We start from the raw sequence: 20513 nt of genomic DNA, 5'->3' as shown, positions 1-20513 counted from the left end.
TCATGCTCGCTGACAAGGATCGCATTTTCACCAATCTCTATGGTCACCATGATTGGCGGCTGGAGGGCGCGCGCGAGCGCGGTGGCTGGGTCGGGACCAAGGAGTTCATCGACCAGGGACGCGACTGGATCACCAATGAAGTGAAGTCATCGGGCCTGCGCGGCCGCGGCGGCGCCGGTTTCCCGACGGGCCTCAAGTGGTCGTTCATGCCCAAGCAGAGCGATGGTCGTCCGCACTACCTGCTCGTCAATGCCGACGAATCCGAGCCCGGCACATGCAAGGATCGCGAGATCCTGCGCCACGATCCGCATCACCTGATCGAAGGCTGCCTCCTCGCCTGCCGTGCCATGGATGCGCACCTGGCCTTCATCTATGTGCGCGGCGAGTTCATCCGTGAACGTCAGCGCCTCGAGGAAGCCGTCCAGGAGGCCTACGACGCCAAGCTGATCGGCAAGGACAACATCCACGGCTGGGACCTTGATATCATCGTCCACCACGGCGCCGGCGCCTACATCTGCGGCGAAGAAACCGCGCTGATGGAATCGCTGGAAGGCAAGAAGGGCCAGCCGCGCCTCAAGCCGCCATTCCCTGCCGGCATGGGCGTCTATGGCAACCCGACCACGGTCAACAACGTCGAATCCATCGCCGTTGTGCCGGAAATCCTGCGCCGCTCCGGCGCCTGGTTCTCCTCCATCGGCCGCCCCAACAATGTCGGCACCAAGCTGTTCATGGTCTCGGGCCATGTGAACAAGCCGGCCACCTTCGAGGAAGCCCTGGGCGAGAGCTTCAAGGACATCATCGAAAAGCATTGCGGCGGCATCCGCGGCGGCTGGGACAACCTTCTCGCCGTCATTCCCGGCGGCGCCTCCTGCCCGGTCGTCAAGGGCGAGGACATGATGGATGCCATCATGGACTTTGACGGCATGCGCGAGAAGAAGTCGAGCTTCGGCACCGGCGGCATGATCGTCATGGACAAGTCCACCGACATCATCAAGGCCATCTGGCGGATCTCGGCCTTCTTCAAGCACGAGAGCTGCGGCCAGTGCACGCCGTGCCGCGAAGGCACCGGCTGGATGATGCGCGTCATGGAACGCATGGTGCAGGGCCGCGCCCAGAAGCGCGAAATCGACATGCTGTTCGAAGTGACCAAGCAGATCGAAGGCCACACCATCTGCGCCCTCGGCGACGCGGCCGCCTGGCCGATCCAGGGCCTGATCCGCAATTTCCGCCCCACCATCGAGGCGCGGATCGAGCAATACACCTATTCATCCACCAGCGACGGCGCCGTTCCGTCGATCGCTGCGGAGTAAGTTTGATGGCCAACATCAAAGTCGACGGCACCCTCGTCGAAGTCCCCGATCACTACACCCTCATGCAGGCCGCCGAAGCAGCCGGCGCGGAAATCCCGCGCTTCTGCTACCACGAGCGCCTGTCGGTCGCCGGCAATTGCCGCATGTGCCTGGTCGAAGTGAAGGGTGGCCCCCCGAAGCCGCAGGCAAGCTGCGCCATGTCGGTCAAGGACCTGCGTCCTGGCCCCAACGGCGAGCCGCCTGAAATGTTCACCAACACGCCCATGGTCAAGAAGGCCCGCGAAGGCGTGATGGAATTCCTGCTGATCAACCATCCGCTCGATTGCCCGATCTGCGATCAGGGCGGCGAATGCGACCTGCAGGACCAGGCCATGGCCTATGGCGTCTCCGGCTCGCGCTTCTTCGAGAACAAGCGCGCCGTCGAAGACAAGTATATGGGCCCGCTGATCAAGACCTCGATGAACCGGTGCATTCACTGCACCCGTTGCGTCCGCTTCACCACCGAAGTCGCCGGCATTTCCGAGCTGGGCCTATTGGGTCGCGGCGAAGATGCCGAGATCACCCCCTATCTCGAACGCGCGCTGACCAGCGAGTTGCAGGGCAATGTCATCGACCTCTGCCCGGTCGGTGCCCTGACCTCGAAACCCTATGAATTCCACGCTCGTCCGTGGGAACTCAACAAGACCGAGAGCATCGACGTCATGGACGCCGTCGGCTCGGCCATCCGCGTCGACAGCCGCGGCCGCGAAGTCATGCGCGTCCTGCCGCGCATCAACGAGGCCATCAACGAAGAGTGGATTTCGGACAAGACCCGCTTCATCTGGGATGGTCTGAAGAGCCAGCGCCTCGATCGCCCTTATGTGCGCAAGGCCGGCAAGCTACAGCCCGCGAGCTGGGAAGAAGCGCTTTCCGCCGTTGCCAGCCGCATCAAGAAGGCCGGCAACAAGGTCGGGGCCATTGCCGGTGACCTCGCCGCTGTCGAGGAAATGTATGCCCTCAAGGGCCTGCTCGCCTCTGTTGGTTCGGGCATGACCGACGTGCGTCCCGCCATGTCGGGCATCGATCCGTCCATGCCGCGCTCGGCTTACATCTTTAATCCCACCATTGCGGGGATCGAACAGGCCGACGCCATCCTCATCATCGGCACCAATCCGCGCAAGGAAGCGTCGCTGGTCAACGCCCGCATCCGCAAGACCTGGCGCGCCACCAACCTGCCCATCGCAGTCATCGGCGAGCAGGCCGACCTGACCTATGCCCACGAATATCTGGGTTCGGGCTTCGAGACGCTGGCCGATCTGGCCGCCGGCAAGGGTGCCTTTGCCGAGACGCTCAAGAACGCCAAGCGTCCGCTGATCATCATGGGCGAGGGTGCGGTTTCCCATGCCAGCCTCGGCAAGCAGGCCGGCCGCGACACCATCACACTCGCGGCCAAGCTGGCCACCGGCGCCAATGTCGATGCCGGCTGGAACGGCTTCGCGCTGCTGCATAATGCAGCCAGCCGCGTTGGCGGTCTCGATATTGGTTTCGTGCCGCATGACGGCGGCGTTTGCTCGGCCGACCAGATCGCTCTGGCCGGCAAGGGCGAGCTCGACGTGCTGTTCCTGCTCGGCGCCGACGAATACGACATGTCCGCCATGGGCAAGGCTTTCGTGGTCTATATCGGCTCGCATGGCGACAAGGGTGCTCACCGCGCCGACGTCATTCTGCCGGCCGCGACCTACACCGAAAAGTCGGGCACCTATGTGAACACCGAGGGCCGCGTGCAGGTCACCGCCCGTGCCGTGTTCCCGCCTGGCGACGCCAAGGAAGACTGGGCCATCATCCGCGCTCTCTCTGGCGCCATCGGCCAGGCTCTGCCTTATAATTCTCTGGCCCAGTTGCGCGCCGCGCTCTATGCGGAATTCCCGCATCTGGCCCGCATCGACGAGATCGCCCCCGGTTCGGTGGCCGATGTCGCCAAGCTCGCCAAGGCCGCCATCAAGACCAAGTCGGCTCCCTACGCTTCGCTGGTGACCGACTTCTATCTCAGCAATCCGATCGCCCGCGCCTCGGCCACCATGGCCGAATGCGCCCAGATGGCCGCAGGTCTGCGGCAGGCCGCGGAGTAGGGGAGCATAATGGACTTTTTTCTCTCCGCCCTCGACTACCTCCTGGGTATCCCGGTCCTCGGCTGGGGCACTCAGATCGGCTTTGTCTACAAGGCCCTGGCGCTGCTCGTCGGCCTCCTGATCTTCACCGCCTTCATCCTCCTGGGTGACCGCAAGGTGTGGGCTGCCGTGCAGATGCGCCGCGGTCCCAACGTCGTCGGTCCCTTCGGTCTTCTGCAGTCCTTCGCCGACCTCATCAAGTTCGCCGTCAAGGAAGCCGTCATCCCTGCCGGCGCCGACAAGGTCATGTTCCTCCTGGCCCCGCTGATCACGGCCACGCTGGCGCTTGCCGGCTGGGCCGTCGTGCCGGTGGACAATGGCTGGGCCATGGCCAACATCAATATCGGCATTCTCTACCTGCTGGGCATTTCGTCGCTGGGCGTCTATGGCGTCATCATCGGCGGCTGGGCATCCAACTCGAAGTACCCCTTCCTCGGCGCCCTCCGTTCCGCCGCGCAGATGGTGTCCTACGAAGTCTCCATCGGCCTCGTCATCATCACCGTCCTGCTCTGCGTCGGCTCGCTCAACCTCAATGACATCGTCATCGCCCAGACCGAAATGGGCCTCGCCCATAGCCTGGGCGTGCCGTGGCTCAGCTTCCTCAACTGGTTCTGGCTGCCGCTCTTCCCGATGTTCGTGGTGTTCTACATCTCGGCCCTGGCCGAGACCAATCGCCCGCCCTTCGACATGGTGGAAGGCGAGTCCGAGCTGGTCGCCGGCTTCATGACCGAATACTCGTCCACGCCTTACCTGCTGTTCATGCTGGGTGAGTACATCTCGATCCTGCTCATGTGCGCCATGACCACCGTCCTGTTCCTGGGCGGCTGGGCCTCGCCCATCGATCTGCCCCCCTTCACCTGGATCCCGGGGCTGATCTGGTTCTTCATCAAGGTAACCCTCGTCTTCTTCATGTTCGCCATGGCAAAGGCCATCGTGCCCCGCTATCGCTACGACCAGCTCATGCGGATCGGCTGGAAGCTGTTCCTGCCGCTCTCGCTGATCATGGTCGTGATCGTCGCTTTCGTCCTTCAGCTCACGGGCTGGGGCTGGCACGGAGGAGTTGCCTGATGCGCGTCGGACAGATCGTCAACACGCTGCTGCTGCGGGAATTCGTATCGGCCTTCTTCCTGGCCATGCGCTATTTCTTCGGCGCCAAGCCGACCATCAACTACCCCTTCGAAAAGGGCCCGGTGTCGCCGCGCTTCCGTGGTGAGCACGCGCTGCGCCGCTACCCCAATGGGGAAGAGCGCTGCATCGCCTGCAAGCTGTGCGAAGCCATCTGCCCGGCCCAGGCCATCACCATCGAGGCCGGTCCGCGCCAGAACGACGGCACCCGCCGCACCGTGCGCTACGACATCGACATGGTGAAGTGCATCTATTGCGGCTTCTGCCAGGAAGCCTGCCCGGTGGACGCCATCGTCGAAGGCCCGAACTTCGAATTCGCAACCGAAACGCGTGAAGAGCTCTATTTCTCGAAAGAGAAGCTCCTCAGCAACGGCGACCGGTGGGAGCGTGAAATCGCTGCCAACCTGGCTGCCGACGCGCCCTATCGCTAACGAGGGAAGAGCATGACCCTTCCGCTGTTCTTCTTCTACGTCTTCGCAGCCATCACCGTGGCCGCGGCCTTCATGGTCATCTCGGCGCGCAATCCCGTGCACGCCGTGCTGTTCCTCATCCTGACCTTCGTCAACGCCGCCGGCCTCTTCATGCTGGCCGGAGCCGAGTTCCTCGCGCTGCTGCTGATCGTGGTCTATGTGGGCGCCGTGGCCGTGCTGTTCCTCTTCGTCGTGATGATGCTCGACGTCGATTTCGCCGAGCTCAAGTCGGGCCTGCTCGCCTATGCGCCGGTCGGCATGCTTGTGGGGGGCATCCTCTTCCTCGAGCTGCTGCTGGTGGCAGGCAGCTTCGTCATCGCGCCCGATGTGGTCGGCGCTGGCGGCCTGCCGATCGACGCAACCGTCGACAACACGCGGGCGCTCGGCCAGGTGCTCTACACGCGCTACGTCTTCCTGTTCCAGGGCGCCGCTGCCGTACTGCTGGTCGCCATGATCGGCGCCATCGTGCTGACGCTGCGTCATCGTCCGGGCATCAAGCGGCAGAGCACCGCATCGCAGTTGGCGCGCAAGCCCAGCGAAACGGTGCGCAATGTCAAAGTCAAAAGCGGTCAGGGGCTATAGGGGGTTCTCATGGGTCTGGAAATCGGGCTCGGTCATTACCTGACCGTAGCGGCAATCCTCTTCACGCTGGGCGTGTTCGGTATCTTCATCAACCGCAAGAACATCATCGTCATCCTGATGTCGGTGGAACTCATCCTCCTGGCGGTGAACCTCAACCTTGTGGCCTTCAGCGCCCACTTGGCTGATTTGCAGGGCCAGGTCTTCGCCCTGATGATCCTCACCGTGGCTGCCGCCGAGGCCGCCATCGGCCTCGCCATCCTCGTTATCTTCTACCGCAACCGCGGCTCCATCGCGGTTGAAGACGTCAATATGATGAAGGGCTAAGAGCACCCGCTATGATCATTCAGGCGATTGTTTTCCTGCCCCTCATCGGGGCGCTGGTTGCCGGCCTTCTGGGCCGCTCCATCGGCCACCGGCCATCCGAGTTCATCACCACCGGCCTGCTGCTGATCGCGGCGGTGCTGAGCTGGGTCGTGTTCATTCCCGTCGCCTTCGGTGATGGCCTTGTCGGCGCCACGGGCGACGGTCATGCCGCCGTCATCAAGGTCGAGGTGATGCGCTGGATTCAGGTCGGCGACCTGGACCTGCGCTGGATCCTGCGCGTCGACACGCTGACCGCCATCATGCTGGTCGTGGTCAACACCGTCTCGGCTCTCGTGCACGTCTATTCCATCGGCTACATGCACGAAGATCCGCATCGCTCGCGCTTCTTCGCCTATCTCTCGCTCTTCACCTTCGCCATGCTCATGCTGGTGACGGCCGACAACTTCCTGCAGATGTTCTTCGGCTGGGAAGGCGTGGGTCTGGCCTCCTACCTGCTGATCGGCTTCTGGTACACCAAGCCTTCCGCCAATGCCGCGGCCATGAAGGCCTTCGTGGTCAACCGTGTCGGTGACTTCGGCTTTGCCCTGGGCATCTTCGGCGCTTTCTTCGTGCTCGGTCACATCGACTTCGACGGCGCCTTCCATGCCGCCGACGAATTCGCCACCACCGGCCTGCCGGTCATCCAGTTCCTCGCCTGGCAGCTCGACGCCATGACGGTGGTCTGCCTGCTGCTCTTCATGGGTGCCATGGGCAAGTCGGCGCAGTTCCTGCTGCACACCTGGCTTCCGGACGCCATGGAAGGCCCGACCCCGGTGTCGGCGCTGATCCACGCTGCGACCATGGTCACCGCCGGCGTCTTCATGGTCGCCCGCCTGTCGCCGCTGTTTGAAACCTCACCCGTCGCGTTGACCGTCGTCATCGTCATCGGCGCCATCACCGCCTTCTTCGCGGCGACGGTGGGTCTCGTCCAGAACGATATCAAGCGCGTCATCGCCTACTCGACCTGTTCGCAGCTCGGCTACATGTTCGTGGCGCTCGGCGTCGGGGCCTATTCGGCCGGTGTCTTTCACCTCTTCACCCACGCCTTCTTCAAGGCCCTTCTGTTCCTCGGCGCCGGCTCGGTCATCCATGCGATGCACCACGAGCAGGACATGCGGAACATGGGTGGCCTCGCCAGGAAGATCCCCATCACCTATGCGATGATGATGATCGGTACCCTGGCGCTCACCGGCGTCGGCATTCCGGGCACCAATTTCGGCTTCGCCGGCTTCTTCTCCAAGGATGCCATCATCGAAAGTGCCTACGCCTTCGGTGGCAATGTCGGCTCCTTCGCCTTCTGGATGCTGGTGGTGGCGGCTCTGTTCACCAGCTTCTACTCCTGGCGCCTGGTGCACCTGACCTTCCATGGCTCGCCGCGCGACGCGCAGCACCATGGCGAAGGCCCGCATCCGGATCCGACGCACACTGCGCACGAGACCCATGAAGAGCCGATCGACGACAGCAATGCTCCCGATCATGCGCATGCCGCTCATGCCCACGACGATCACGGCCACGATCACCACCACGGCTCGGCCTATGACAATGCGCACGAGTCGCCCAATGTCATGCTGGTGCCGCTCTATGTGCTGGCCGTCGGCGCCGTCCTGGCCGGCGTGGTTTTCTACGGCATGTTCTTCCACGACGTGGAGCACATCGAGCACTTCTTCGCCGGCTCGATCTATGTCGACCACCAGATCATCGAGGACGCGCACCACGTGCCGACCTGGGTGAAGTGGAGCGCCACGATCGCCATGATCATCGGCTTCGTGACCGCCTGGTACATGTATATCCGGCGCCCCGAAGTGCCGGGCCGCATCGCCGCCACCAATCCGGGCCTCTACCAGTTCCTGCTCAACAAGTGGTACTTCGACCAGCTCTATGACCGCATCTTCGTGCGCCCGGCGCTCTGGATCGGCAATGCGATCTGGAAGGGCTTCGATGACTGGCTGGTGGATGGCAAGATCACCGAGGGCCTCGGCCGTCGCGTCCAGAACGTCACCAGCTGGGTCGTCAAGCTCCAGTCCGGCTATCTCTACCACTATGCCTTCGCCATGCTCATCGGCATCGCGGCGCTGCTGACCTGGGCCATCGCGGCCGGGGGACTGATCTGATGACCTTCGAGAACTCCATCCTCACGCTTCTGACCTGGCTGCCGGTGCTCGGCGCCGCCATCCTGCTGCTGACGCCCAAGACGGCGCTGAACGCGATCCGCTGGATCTCGCTGATCGTCACCATCGTGGTCTTCAGCCTCTCGCTGGCGCTCTGGCAGGCCTTCGACCCGTCCTCGGCCGGGTTCCAGTTCGTCGTGGACCTGCCCTGGATCGGCGACTCGATCGGCTACCGCGTCGGCGTCGACGGCATTTCGGTGCTGTTCGTTGTCCTCACGGCGCTGCTGATGCCGGCCGTGGTGGTCTCGAGCTGGGAAGTCGACTCCCGCCTCAAGGAATACATGATCGTCTTCCTGGTGCTCGAAACGCTGATGATCGGCGTTTTCACCACGCTCGATCTGGCCATGTTCTACGTCTTCTTCGAAGGCACGCTGCTGCCGATGTTCCTGATCATCGGCATCTGGGGCGGCTCTGCCCGCATCCAGGCGGCGTACAAGTTTTTCTTCTATACCTTCATCGGCTCGGTGCTGATGCTGCTGGCCATGATGGCCATGTACTGGGATGCCGGCACCACCGACATCGTGCGCCTGCTCGGCCACGATTTCCCGGTTGGCATGCAGACCTGGCTGTGGCTCGCCTTCTTCGCCTCGCTCGCGGTCAAGATGCCCATGTGGCCGTTCCACCGCTGGCTGCCCGAAGCGCACGTGCAGGCTCCGACCGCCGGTTCGGTGATCCTGGCCGCTATCCTCTTGAAGCTTGGCGGCTACGGCTTCCTGCGCTTCTCGCTGCCCATGTTCCCCGACGCCTCGGCACAGTTTGCCAACTTCGTATTCCTGCTTTCGGTCGCCGCCATCATCCTGACCTCGCTGGTCGCCCTGGTGCAGACCGACATCAAGAAGCTGATCGCCTATTCGTCCGTCGCCCATATGGGTTTCGTGACCATGGGCATCTTCGCGGGCAATGCTCTGGGCATCCAGGGCGCGATGTTCCAGATGATCTCGCACGGCATCGTTTCGGGCGCGCTCTTCCTCTGCGTCGGCGTCATCTATGACCGCATGCATACCCGCGAGATTTCCGCCTATGGCGGCCTCGTCGAGCGCATGCCGCAATACGCCTTTGCCTTCATGGTCTTCACCATGGCCAATGTCGGCCTTCCGGGCACCTCGGGCTTCGTGGGCGAATTCCTCACCATGATGGGCGTATTCCAGGTCAATACCTGGGTGGCCTTCGGTGCTGCCTTCGGCGTGATCTTCTCGGCCTGCTATGCGCTCTGGCTCTATCGCCGCACCATTTTCGGGGCGCTGACCAAGGAGAGCCTCAAGGGCATTCTTGACCTCAACCTGCGCGAGAAGGTGGTTCTCTATCCGCTCATCGTGCTGACCGTGGTTTTCGGCTTCTATCCCGCGCCGATCCTCGACACGACGGCCGCCGCCGTGGACAATCTGGTCGCCCATTACTCGGAAAGCACCGGCCGCAACCCGGCCGTTGACCTGGCCGACGAACGCGCCCCCCTCGAATATGTCGCGCCTGCCGAAGGCGCGGAACAGCCGGCCGCCGAAGAACATGCGGCCGAGCCTGCTGCGCACTAGGAGACTGACGTGAACTCTGACGTTACCGATTTCGCGAGCCTGGCTCCCGCCTATCCGGAAATCCTGATGGCGCTGGGCGTCCTCGTCCTGCTGCTGCTCGGCGTCGTGCTCAACAAGGAGCGCTCGCTGCTCATCACCTGGCTGTCCGTCGGCCTGCTGGTGGCGACGGGCCTCATCGTGCTGCTGCAGCCGGCCGATGGCGTGATCTTCAATGGTCTCTTCATTGCCGACAGCTTTGGCCGCTTCATGAAGGTGCTGGTCCTCGGCGGTGCGGGCCTCGCGCTCATCCTCAGCATTTCCAATGCCGAGGAGAATGGCCTCCACAAGTTCGAATATTCGATCCTGGCGCTGCTTGCGACACTGGGCATGATGGTCATGGTCTCGGCCAATGACCTGATGAGCCTCTATGTCGGCCTCGAACTGCAGTCGCTCTCGCTCTATGTCATGGCCGCCATCAAGCGCGATGACGGGCGGGCCTCGGAAGCCGGTCTGAAATACTTCGTGCTTGGCGCGTTGTCCTCGGGCCTGCTGCTTTACGGCGCCTCGCTGATCTACGGCTTCACGGGTCACACCAACCTCGGCGAGATCGTTGTCGCCATCGCCAATGAAGGCCGCTCCATCGGTCTCATCTTCGGCGTGGTGTTCCTCCTTGCCGGTGTCGCCTTCAAGATCTCCGCCGTGCCGTTCCACATGTGGACGCCCGACGTCTATGAAGGCGCGCCGACCCCGGTTACCGCCTTCTTCGCCATGGCTCCCAAGGTCGCGGCGATGACGCTGATGATCCGCCTTGTGATGGATACCTTCGCGCCCATCACCAGCGATTGGCAGCAGATCGTCATCTTCCTCTCCATCGCCTCCATGGTGCTGGCGGCCTTCGCCGCCATCGGCCAGCAGTCGCTGAAGCGCCTGATCGCCTATTCCTCGATTGGTCACGTGGGCTTTGCCCTGGTCGGCCTGTCGTCGGGCACCCAGGTGGGCGTCGAAGGCGTCGCCATCTACATGGCCATCTATGTGGCCATGACCGTTGGTCTCTTTGCCTGCCTGCTCTCCTTCCGCACCGAAACCGGCTATGTCGAAACCATCGACGAGCTCGCCGGCGCGGCGCAGAGCCGGCCTTTCGTGGCGGCCGTCATGGCCATCCTGATGTTCTCGCTGATCGGCCTGCCGCCGCTCGCCGGGTTCTTTGCCAAGTGGCACGTCTTCCTCGCAGCCATCGAGGCCAATCTCTACGTGCTGTCGGTGATCGGCGTTCTGGCGTCCGCGGTCAGCGCCTTCTACTACCTGCGCGTGGTCAAGGTGATGTTCTTCGATGCCCCGGTAAAGCAGTTCGCTGCCGTTCCGGGTGAGCTCAACATCATCATGGCGGCCTCTGGCTTCCTCGTCGTCACCTACTACTTCACCGTTGGCAACCCGCTGGCCCAGTGGGCCCACATCGCCGCTGGAAGCCTGTTCTAGGTGCGGGGATTGATCCTCCCAACTGGGTCATTCCCGCGCTTTCGTGGGATGACTCCGGGACTGGACCGCCGTGACTGACTTCGTCCTGGGCGCAAAAGCCAAGTCCGCCGGCTATCGGCTGCGGGCTTACGACACGGTCGGTTCGACCACGACCGAAGCCATCGCCGCAGGAGCGGCGGGCGATCCGGGTGGCATCTGGTTCGTGGCGACTGACCAGACCGCCGGTCGCGGCCGCCGGGGCAGGGTGTGGCAGCATACGCCGGGCAATCTGGCCGCCACGCTGCTGATCGTACCCGATGCCGATCCGGCCGTTGTCGCAACCCTGGGCTTCGTCGCCGGCGTGGCCATCGGCACGGCCTTGCATTCGATACTGCCCGCCGGCACTGTCAAGGTCGGCCTCGACGCTGCGGATGGGCTGGATGGTACCAGCCGCGTGGCGCTGAAATGGCCCAACGATGTCCTCGCCGATGGCGCCAAGCTTGTCGGCATCGGCCTCGAGGCAACGCGGCGGGACGATGGACGCCATGCCGTCGCCATCGGCATTGGCGTAAACATAGTTGCGGCGCCCGCTGATTTGGCTTATCCCGCCACAAGTCTGGCTCAGTTGGGCGCTAACCGCAGCGCCGCTGACCTGTTCGAGGTCCTGAGCGACGCTTGGGTAGACGCTTTCGGTTTGTGGAATGACGGCCGCGGCATCGGCGCCGTGTTGCAGCGCTGGCGCGCTTCCGCAGCCGGAATAGGCGCTCCCGTCGCGGTCAACCAGAATGGCGAAATCCTGCGGGGCATTTTTGAAACGATCGACGACGCCGGACGGCTGATCATCCGGACCGATGACGATCACCGCGTCGCTATCACGGCGGGCGATGTACATTTTGGGGCAACGGCCAGCGCCCGAAGCTGACCACAACAGGGCAGGGTGACCGGCGACCATGAGTTCGCCCGGCGTCCGCCCGGACATAAGGAATAGAAAGCCCCATGGCTAAGAACCAAAGGGATGAACTCGTCTTTGTGCCGCTTGGCGGCGTCGGCGAGATCGGCATGAATATGGGCGCCTACGGCTTCGGCCCGGCCAACCGCCGCAAGTGGATCGTGATCGATTGCGGCGTCAGCTTCGGCGGCCCCGATCTGCCGGGGATCGAGCTGATCATGGCCAATCCCGAATTTCTCGAGGAAAACGCCGACGACGTTCTGGCGCTGATCCTCACTCACAGCCACGAAGACCATTACGGCGCCGTGCTCGATCTCTGGCCGGTTTTCGATCGTCCGGTCTATGCCACGCCCTTTACCGCCGCCATGCTGGCGGCCAAGCGGGCAGGGGACGGCATCGTCGAAAATGTCGACGTCACCATCATGCAGCCGGGCAAGCCCTTTACGGTCGGGCCCTTCACCATCGAGGCGATCAATGTCGCCCACTCCATCCCGGAATCGAACGCCCTGCTGATCACCACCCCGGTCGGCCGCGCCCTTCATACCGGCGACTGGAAGCTCGACCCGACGCCGACCATGGGTGCGCCGACCGATTTTGCGCGCATGGAGCGCATCGGCACCGAGAGCGACCTGCCGCTGGCGCTGATCTGCGACTCGACCAATGCCATGAAGGAAGGCGAAAGCCCCTCCGAGGAAGAGATCGGCCGCAACCTGGCCGAACTCATCGCCGACGCGCCACACCGCGTCGCCGTCACCACGTTTGCCTCCAATGTCGGGCGCGTCGTGTCTATCGTGCGTGCCGCCCACCAGGCCGGCCGCCAGGTCGTGCTCTCGGGCCGCTCGCTCCATCGCATCATGGGCATTGCCCGCGAACTGGGCATGCTCGAAGGCCTACCGACCCTCCATGACCAGGACGCCTACAAGACCATTGCCCGCGACAAGTGCGTGCTGATCTGTACCGGCAGCCAGGGCGAAGCTCGCGCCGCCATTGCCCGTATCGCGCGCGGCGACCATCCGGTGATCGATCTCAATGCCGGCGACCGCATGATCTTCTCGTCCTGGGCCATTCCCGGCAATGAGCGCGAAGTCATCGACATCCAGAACCTGTTAATCGACAAGGGCATAGAGGTGATCACCGCCGGCGACGCCTTGGTGCACGTCACCGGCCACCCGCGCCGCGGCGAACTGCGCAAGCTCTATTCCTGGGTCAAGCCGCAGGTTCTCGTGCCGGTCCATGGCGAATCCATGCATCTGCTGGCCCATGCCAAGCTCGGCCGCGAAGAAGGCATTCCCAATGTCTGCGAAGCGCGCAATGGTGACATGGTGCGGCTCTTCCCCGAACCCATGGCCTATCCGGCCGAGGTGCGGACCGGCGAACTCTATCTCGACGGCCTCGTGCTCTGCACGCCCGAGGAAAGCGGCGTAAAGGGCCGGCGGCGCCTGTCCTTCGGCGGCATGATCGTCGTCAGTCTCTGCGTCAATGGCGGCGGCCAGGTCGTGTCCGGCCCCGACATGATGATCGAAGGGCTGCCCGAGACCGACGAGGAGTCGGTGACCGACCTCATCGAGGACACCATTGCCGGCGTCATCAAGTCGATGCCGGCCAAGCGCCGCAGCGACACCGAAGTGCTGAACTCGGCCCTGTTCAAGGCCATCCGCAACGAAGTCAACGCCTTCTGGGGCCGCAAGCCCAACGTCTCGATCTTCGTGCATCGGGTCTGATTGGGCCCCCCACCCAGCCTCCCCCTGAAGAAGGGGGAGGGAGGCGCAGGACGACCGCAAGTGTTCATCGTCTCCCTCCCCCTTGTGGGGAGGGATCAAGGGTGGGGCTGTCGGTGCCGGCCTGGCCCGGCCGGTGCGGCAATAGGAAACGGAGGTTCCCGCTTTCGCGGGAATGACCCGGTGGGCTATAGGAAAAGCCTGTGAAAGGCCTCGTCCATGCAAGTCGGATCCCTCCTCGCTGTCTATTTCGTCGTCTGGTGGCTCACCTTTGTGGCCGTGCTGCCCATTGGCAGCCACAGCCACCATGAGGTCGGCGCCGACATCGTCGCTGGTTCCGATCCCGGCGCGCCCATCAAGCCCCGCCTCATCACCAAGGCCCTGATCACCACCGTGCTCGCGGCCGGGCTGACAGCGCTCTTGCTCTGGGGCATCAGCAATCCACTGATCCAGGCTTACTGGAACCGCTGAAATAACGGGGGCTGCCAACTGACCGGCTTCGTGCCATGACTATGTCAGTGGAGGTCTGCATGAAATTCAGCGCTGTCTTGTCAACCGCAATACTTGCCATCGCCATGCCGGGTACGGTTCTGGCCTGGGATCATGTGCTCAACGACTATGGCAATGGCCAGGTCCTGAACGCCGTTACAGCCTTTGATGAAATGGGCGATACCAGCTTCATTCTCGGCTGCCTCATGGGATCGGGCACTTTCCATATCCAGTTGATCACCAGTGCCCCTGGCGTTGTGCAATCCGGTTCGGAAGTCACGATCACCGCATCAGGCGTCACCTTTCCCGTCCCGGTCCTGCTCGGTGACAATGGCGGCTTCCTGATGGCGAGTGCCAGCAGCGACACAGCGCCGACCGTCGAAGTCGCTCAGGCTCTCTATGCGGCGTCCGGTCAGGTCGAGGTCATTGTCGAAGGCCAGGCCTATTACTTTGAAGGCGGCGCCTTTGCCGATTCCTTCGGCGGCATGCTCGACGCCTGCGGCTGAGGGCCTTTCCGCCTCAGCGCTTGGGCGCGGGTCCGATGGCATGCGCATGCGCCATGGCCAGCGCCGCCTCGATGTCCGCGTCACTGGCAGCGGCAATGTCGATGGTCGTCCAGCCCTGCCGCCCCCAGCCATTGTCGATCGCCTGAAACACCTCCGGCGCCACCATGCACTTGAACTCTTGTTCCTCCGGCGTGAACTTGAGGTTTGCTGTCTTCCCGTCCGCGGCCAGCGTCGCGAAGATGCGTTTTACCTTGAAGGCCAGGCGATCGAAATGCGGTGCGGACGTCACCTCGGGCAGGGCGATCGCAATTCGCTTGAAGGTTTCGGTGTCAGCCATAGAGCCTTGATCCAAAATAAAAAAGCGGGGCACGAAGGCCCCGCTTGAATGAGTTTGTTCGACAATACGTTGGTCTTAGGCGCGCTACTGAAGCGGCTGCCAACGCTCCTCCCTTGACGTTGTCGACGTCCGGCGGTTTGGGCCGCCTTTGTTTTATTGGGCCGGACCCTAACAACAGAAAATCGGTCTGCCAAGCAGATTCTGCATAGCTTGCATGCTTGCATCGAATGGACGCTTGCGCTTTGAGTGGGCATCAACGAAACCCACGAGTCGAAGCCGCTTTCTTCGGAGTTATCATGCGCCTTTCCCGCTATTTCCTGCCGGTGCTCCGCGACGTTCCCAAGGAAGCCGAGATCGTCTCCCACCGCCTGATGCTGCGCGCCGGCATGATCCGCCAGCAGGCTTCCGGGCTCTATTCCTGGCTGCCCCTCGGCTACAAGGTGCTGATGAAGGTGCAGAAGATCATCGAGGAGGAGCAGAACCGCTCCGGCGCGATTCAACTGCTCATGCCCACCATCCAGTCCGCCGATCTCTGGCGCGAGTCGGGCCGCTACGATGCCTATGGCAAGGAAATGCTGCGCGTCGAGGATCGGCACGAGCGCGAGTTCCTCTATGGTCCGACCAATGAGGAGATGATCACCGACATCTTCCGGACCTATGTGAAATCCTACAAGGACCTGCCGCTCAATCTCTACCACATCCAGTGGAAGTTCCGCGACGAAGTCCGCCCCCGCTTCGGCACCATGCGCAGCCGCGAATTCCTGATGAAGGACGCCTACAGCTTCGACCTCGACGAGCCCGCCGCCGTCGCGGCCTTCCAGCGCATGTTCGTGGCCTACCTTCGCACCTTCCGGCGCATGGGCCTGGTCGGCATTCCCATGCGCGCCGATACCGGCCCCATCGGCGGCAACCTCTCCTACGAGTTCCACGTCCTGGCCGATACAGGCGAGAGCGGGGTCTTCCTCGACAAGGACCTGCTGGATAAGCCCATTCCGCCCATCGATACCGATTTCCGCGGCGACCTCGAGCCGATCTTCAAGGATTGGACCTCGCTCTTTGCCGCCACCGACGAAATGACCGACGAGGCCACCTTCCGCGCCGAAGTGCCTGCCGAAAAGCAGCTCATGGCCCGCGGCATCGAGGTCGGCCACATCTTCTACTTCGGCACCAAGTATTCCGATCCGATGAAGGCAAACGTGACCGGTCCCGATGGCAAGAACATTGCCGTGCACATGGGCTCCTACGGCATCGGCCCGACGCGCGTCGTCCCTGCCATCATCGAAGCCAGCCATGACGAGAACGGCATTGTCTGGCCGGTCTCGGTCGCGCCCTTCGAGGCCGTGCTGATCAATCTCAAGGCCGGCGACGCCGAAACCGATGCCGCCTGCGACAAGCTCTATGCCGAGCTCGTCGCAGCCGGCCTCGACATGCTCTATGATGATCGCGACCAGCCGGCCGGCTCCAAGTTCGCCACCGCCGACCTCGTTGGTATTCCCTATCAGGTCATCCTCGGGCCGCGCGGCCTTAAATCGGGCGAAGTCGAGATCAAACATCGCAAGACCGGCGAGCGCGAAACTCTGCCGCTCACCGAGGCCGTCGCACGCCTCACAGGCCTGATCGAACCCCAGCGGATGACCGACATTTGACCGACAGCGCGCGCGCAGCTCCGGGAGGCAGGGCAACCCGTCCCTTCTCCCGGTTTGAGTGGATGATTGCCGGGCGCTACCTGCGCGCCCGCCGCAAGGAAGCCTTCATATCCGTCATTGCCAGCCTCACCATGGTCGGCGTGGCCATCGGCGTGGCGACGCTGATCGTCGTCATGTCCGTCATGAACGGCTTCCGCGGCGAGTTGCTCGACAAGATTCTCGGCCTCAACGGCCATTTCACCGGCTATCCCATCGAGAGCCAGTTCACCGACTACGAGGAAACGGTAAAGGCGCTCGAACAGGTCGACGGCGTCACCTTTGCCGTCTCCTTCGTCGAGGGCCAGGTCCTGGCCTCCGGCGTCGGCTCATCCGCCGGCGTCACCGTGCGCGGCATGGATGAAGAGAATCTCAAGAAGCTCGATCTCCTCTATAATGCTGCGGAGCAGGGCGGTTTCGACCAGTGGGACGACAGTCGCGGCGTCGCCATCGGCTATCGCCTGGCGCAGACGCTTGGCGTCGGCATTGGCGACGAGGTGCAGATCATCAATCCCGAGGGCGCCATGACGCCCTTTGGCTCGACGCCGCAGATCCGGTCCTACCCGGTCAACGTCATCTACAATCTGGGCATGGTCGAGTTCGACAGCTACTTCATGTATATGCCGCTCGAACCGGCGCAGGATTATTTTCGCATGGTCGACGAGGTCCTGAAGCCCGGCATGGGCCCGCTCGACCCGCTCGCCAGTGACGAAGAAATCGACGCCGCCTATGAGCGCATCCCACGCGCCTCCGCTGTCGAGATCTTCATCGAGGACCCCGATCAGGTCGCCCAGGTCCGCCGCAACCTGCTCGACCAGACCGACCTCCGGCCCATGGTCCTGACCGATTGGCAGCAGCGCAACGAGACCTTCTTCTCCGCCCTCCAGGTGGAGCGCGTGGTGATGTTCACCATCCTCTCGATGATCATTCTCGTGGCCGCCTTCAACATCATTTCCAGCCTCATCATGCTGGTGAAGGACAAGAGCGCCGACATCGCCGTGTTGCGCACCATGGGCGCCACGCGCGGATCGATCATGCGGGTTTTTTCCATCACCGGCACCACGATCGGCGTGGTCGGCACGCTGGCGGGTACGGTCATCGGCCTCATCGTCGCCGCCAATGCCGAATTCCTGCGCTCCTCTATTTCCAATCTCCTGGGCATCACCCTGTTCCCGCCAGAAGTCTTCTTCCTGTCCTCGCTCCCCAGCCGCACCGATCCGGTGGAAGTCACCGTGGTCGTCACCATGGCCCTGGGGCTGAGCTTCCTCGCCACGCTCTATCCGGCCTGGCGCGCCGCCCAGTACGACCCGGTGGAGGCGCTGCGTTATGAGTAAGCCGCATCTGAAACTGTCGGGCGTCCACCGCCACTATGGCGAGGGCGAACGCCAAGTCCGCGTGCTCGAAGCCGCCGACCTCACTGTCGAGAGCGGCGAGCTGGTGGCCCTCGTTGCGCCCTCGGGCGCCGGCAAGTCGACGCTGCTGCATCTCTGCGGTCTCCTCGAATCGCCGCAGGGCGGGGAAATCGAGATCGTCGGCCAGCCGACCAGCAAGCTCGGCGACCGGGCTCGCACCCAGCTCCGCCGCTCGACCGTTGGCTATGTTTACCAGTTCCACCACCTGCTGCCTGAATTCACGGCGCTTGAAAACGTGGTCATGCCCCAGCTCATCGCCGGCAAGGACCAGAAGGCCGCCGAAGCCCGGGGCATGGAACTTCTCGATCTTCTCGGCGTCGCCCCCCGCGCCAGCCACCGTCCGGCTGAACTCTCGGGCGGCGAACAGCAGCGCATCGCCATTGCCCGCGCGGCCGCCAATCACCCGCGCGTCATCCTCGCCGACGAACCCACCGGCAATCTCGATCCGGAAACCAGCGACCTCGTCTTTGAGGCCCTCAAGGACCTGATCAAGAACGAAGGCGCTGCCGCTCTGATCGCCACCCACAACCACGACCTCGCCCGCCGTGCCGACCGCATCGTCACGCTCAAGGGCGGGCTGGTGGTTCCGCATACGCTGTAAAGAAGAACTCGGTGTCTTCCTCCCCCGTTCACGGGGGAGGGGGACCGCCTTAGGCGGTGGAGGGGGGTGCAACAGACACCGACCCCGTTAAGTCAGTGGGAGCCGCGCCCTTCTCTCTGCCTTTCGGCAGCCCTCCTCTCCCGCAGACGGAGAGGAAGGCCCGTCTTCCAAAAATCTTATCCCCGCCCTCAAATCTTCCCGCATACTCCCTGCATCCTTTCCGCACCGGACGGACTGCAGCGAACAGTTGCGGGGAGGAACCGGGCATGGTTGGGTCGCTCCATCCGCGCGCTCGTGAAACTGTAGCGCGCAAAATCGAATGGCATCACGCGCAAGTTCATTTGGCAGCAGAATGACGTGGGCTGAAGGCGCCTCAGCCTTACCTTGAAGCGGCGCTAGATGGGCCAAGTGGGCAACAGCTGTCCGACCAACTCAACCACCTTCGTCAATTGACCGGTTGCAACCATCATAACGCTGAGGAGCCAAGTCTTGGATGCCGCTGTCTTACCCAGAGTGTCAGCGAAACTATCGGCAAATTTGCCGAAGCGTGGCTCAATCCAAGACCATAGAGCCTGTGCAGCCTTAAGCAGTAGCTGACCGGCCTCAACCACTTTGGCAAAGGCTGTGCCGTCACGCGTATCCTGTAAGTCTTGAAGCGACCGGAGAGCCTGCAATGCGTCGCTACGGCTCTGTTCATCGACGAGGATGTCCGGCGGCGGCATGTTGTGGCCCATTCCGCCGTGCTCCAGTGTCTTGGGCGAGCTATCGAAGGCTTGGAATGCCTCAATCAGTCCCACTTCGGCCACTGCAGCAGCAACCGCTACTTGGCCGTAGAGGTCGTACGCAACATCTGCCTGATTGTCCAAATCTCCACCCCCGGATGGTGCGAGAACCCCTTCAGTTGCCGAGGTTATCGCATCCACCCCCGGCGCCGACGATGGCCGTATTTCATGACCAGAGGCTCCCACGCTATGCACACGGCATTCGATGTTCAGGATCCGTTGGTCCTCATTTACATCCTGCAGCTGCAGGACTCGGGCGATCAAGAAATTCCCATCCGCGTTCATGAACACTGCCCATTCCCCAGCTGTGACATTACGCAGGCGGGAGGTGTAGTTGAGCCCCCGTAACAAGTCAGTGGTTAGGTCAGAAGGGTTAGGCGGGTTCCTGATCACAGCAACGCCGACCACGTTTTCCCCTGAGTTGTACGCTCGGACGCGATCGGGGCCCAAGGCCTCCCACACCATTTCGAAGTAGAACGGGCCCTCGCCAATTCGCAATCGCCCGTCATAGTCGGCGATATTGATCACAAACTCAGCGTTCAGATCAAAGGCATGCGGGATGCCATTTTGATTAAGCCGGCCGTCCATGTGTCCCTCCGTCGGGCCTCAAGTTCTTGGCGGACTTGTTGCCCCATTTCCACCCGACCATGATATGCACGGCCTATGCAAAGTCGCCAGAAGTCCCTTCACCCGTTCCCAGAGATTCCGGCCTACCCGCCGCCGCTTCCTGTCGAGCCGCCCCTTAAGGCGACCATGGCCGAACTTACTGGTTGGTGGCTGGAGGTCAGTTGCCCATGCAGCGCCGGCGCCAATACCATCCTGCCCTTTCGACTACTGGCAGCCCAACGGGGCTGGGAGGTGACACTTGAGGACGTTCTGAGTCGCCTCCGGTGCAGCAGGTGCAAAAGC

General features: G+C 62.9%; 18 protein-coding genes. 16 read left to right on the top strand and 2 right to left on the bottom strand.

Annotated features, from left to right (window positions below; translation table 11 throughout):
* The first annotated feature begins 2 nt into the window (after positions 1–2).
* The 13 genes from nuoF to JEQ47_RS06885 all read left to right on the top strand — a co-directional run bounded on the left by nuoF (position 3) and on the right by JEQ47_RS06885 (position 14790).
* Positions 3–1310, top strand: a complete 1308-nt coding sequence (gene nuoF, locus JEQ47_RS06945; RefSeq protein ID WP_198875615.1) for an NADH-quinone oxidoreductase subunit NuoF — start codon at positions 3–5, stop codon at positions 1308–1310.
* Positions 1311–1315: 5 nt separating this feature from the next.
* Positions 1316–3418: an NADH-quinone oxidoreductase subunit NuoG gene (nuoG, locus tag JEQ47_RS06940; RefSeq protein WP_198875614.1), complete on the top strand. Its 2103-nt coding sequence runs from the start codon at positions 1316–1318 to the stop codon at positions 3416–3418.
* A 9-nt stretch (positions 3419–3427) separates the two neighbouring features.
* The gene (nuoH, locus tag JEQ47_RS06935; protein ID WP_198875613.1) at positions 3428–4525 is read left to right on the top strand and encodes an NADH-quinone oxidoreductase subunit NuoH; all 1098 of its coding nucleotides are present in this window, start codon (positions 3428–3430) and stop codon (positions 4523–4525) included.
* Positions 4525–5013, top strand: coding sequence for an NADH-quinone oxidoreductase subunit NuoI (nuoI, locus tag JEQ47_RS06930; RefSeq protein ID WP_407931772.1), 489 nt, complete (start codon positions 4525–4527; stop codon positions 5011–5013). The genes nuoH and nuoI overlap by 1 nt, the downstream gene beginning before the upstream one ends.
* A 12-nt stretch (positions 5014–5025) precedes the next feature.
* Positions 5026–5634 (top strand): NADH-quinone oxidoreductase subunit J, encoded by a 609-nt coding sequence (locus JEQ47_RS06925; protein WP_198875612.1) that lies wholly within the window; start codon positions 5026–5028, stop codon positions 5632–5634.
* A gap of 15 nt (positions 5635–5649) precedes the next feature.
* Positions 5650–5958 carry an NADH-quinone oxidoreductase subunit NuoK gene (gene nuoK, locus JEQ47_RS06920; RefSeq protein ID WP_198875756.1) on the top strand — a complete coding sequence of 103 codons (309 nt, stop codon included), beginning with the start codon at positions 5650–5652 and terminating at the stop codon, positions 5956–5958.
* Between the two features lie 11 nt (positions 5959–5969).
* Entirely contained in the window at positions 5970–8108 is a 2139-nt protein-coding gene (gene nuoL / locus JEQ47_RS06915) for an NADH-quinone oxidoreductase subunit L (protein WP_198875611.1), read from the top strand.
* Complete coding sequence (locus tag JEQ47_RS06910) at positions 8108–9694, top strand: NADH-quinone oxidoreductase subunit M (protein ID WP_198875610.1); 1587 nt, start codon at positions 8108–8110, stop codon at positions 9692–9694. Before nuoL ends, JEQ47_RS06910 begins: the two co-directional genes overlap by 1 nt.
* Positions 9695–9703: 9 nt before the next feature.
* Positions 9704–11149 carry an NADH-quinone oxidoreductase subunit NuoN gene (gene nuoN, locus JEQ47_RS06905; RefSeq protein WP_198875609.1) on the top strand — a complete coding sequence of 482 codons (1446 nt, stop codon included), beginning with the start codon at positions 9704–9706 and terminating at the stop codon, positions 11147–11149.
* Between the two features lie 70 nt (positions 11150–11219).
* Positions 11220–12050 (top strand): biotin--[acetyl-CoA-carboxylase] ligase, encoded by an 831-nt coding sequence (locus JEQ47_RS06900; protein WP_328768397.1) that lies wholly within the window; start codon positions 11220–11222, stop codon positions 12048–12050.
* 74 nt (positions 12051–12124) lie between these two features.
* Complete coding sequence (locus JEQ47_RS06895) at positions 12125–13798, top strand: ribonuclease J (protein WP_198875608.1); 1674 nt, start codon at positions 12125–12127, stop codon at positions 13796–13798.
* 216 nt (positions 13799–14014) lie between these two features.
* Complete coding sequence (locus JEQ47_RS06890; RefSeq protein WP_198875607.1) at positions 14015–14266, top strand: DUF1467 family protein; 252 nt, start codon at positions 14015–14017, stop codon at positions 14264–14266.
* A 59-nt stretch (positions 14267–14325) separates the two neighbouring features.
* Positions 14326–14790 carry a hypothetical protein gene (locus JEQ47_RS06885; RefSeq protein ID WP_198875606.1) on the top strand — a complete coding sequence of 155 codons (465 nt, stop codon included), beginning with the start codon at positions 14326–14328 and terminating at the stop codon, positions 14788–14790.
* A 13-nt stretch (positions 14791–14803) separates the two neighbouring features.
* Here JEQ47_RS06885 and JEQ47_RS06880 read toward each other — a convergent pair whose 3' ends face one another.
* The gene (locus JEQ47_RS06880) at positions 14804–15160 is read right to left on the bottom strand and encodes an MmcQ/YjbR family DNA-binding protein (RefSeq protein WP_328768394.1); all 357 of its coding nucleotides are present in this window, start codon (positions 15158–15160) and stop codon (positions 14804–14806) included.
* Positions 15161–15423: 263 nt separating this feature from the next.
* On the opposite strand from JEQ47_RS06880, the gene proS reads away from it, so the two are divergent.
* The 3 genes from proS (at position 15424) to JEQ47_RS06865 (ending at position 18822) form a co-directional block, all read left to right on the top strand.
* Complete coding sequence (gene proS, locus JEQ47_RS06875; protein ID WP_198875605.1) at positions 15424–16773, top strand: proline--tRNA ligase; 1350 nt, start codon at positions 15424–15426, stop codon at positions 16771–16773.
* Between the two features lie 62 nt (positions 16774–16835).
* Entirely contained in the window at positions 16836–18143 is a 1308-nt protein-coding gene (locus JEQ47_RS06870; protein WP_198875753.1) for an ABC transporter permease, read from the top strand.
* Entirely contained in the window at positions 18136–18822 is a 687-nt protein-coding gene (locus JEQ47_RS06865; RefSeq protein ID WP_198875604.1) for an ABC transporter ATP-binding protein, read from the top strand. Before JEQ47_RS06870 ends, JEQ47_RS06865 begins: the two co-directional genes overlap by 8 nt.
* 395 nt (positions 18823–19217) lie before the next feature.
* On the opposite strand, the gene JEQ47_RS06860 is transcribed toward JEQ47_RS06865, so the two are convergent.
* The gene (locus JEQ47_RS06860; RefSeq protein WP_198875603.1) at positions 19218–20192 is read right to left on the bottom strand and encodes a hypothetical protein; all 975 of its coding nucleotides are present in this window, start codon (positions 20190–20192) and stop codon (positions 19218–19220) included.
* Positions 20193–20513 lie beyond the last annotated feature (321 nt).

The organism is Devosia sediminis (genome assembly GCF_016411825.1).
In the GTDB taxonomy this organism is placed as follows: domain Bacteria; phylum Pseudomonadota; class Alphaproteobacteria; order Rhizobiales; family Devosiaceae; genus Devosia; species Devosia sediminis.
The sequence above is the reverse complement of the archived record's forward strand: the minus strand, read 5'-3'. Positions and strand labels throughout refer to the sequence as shown.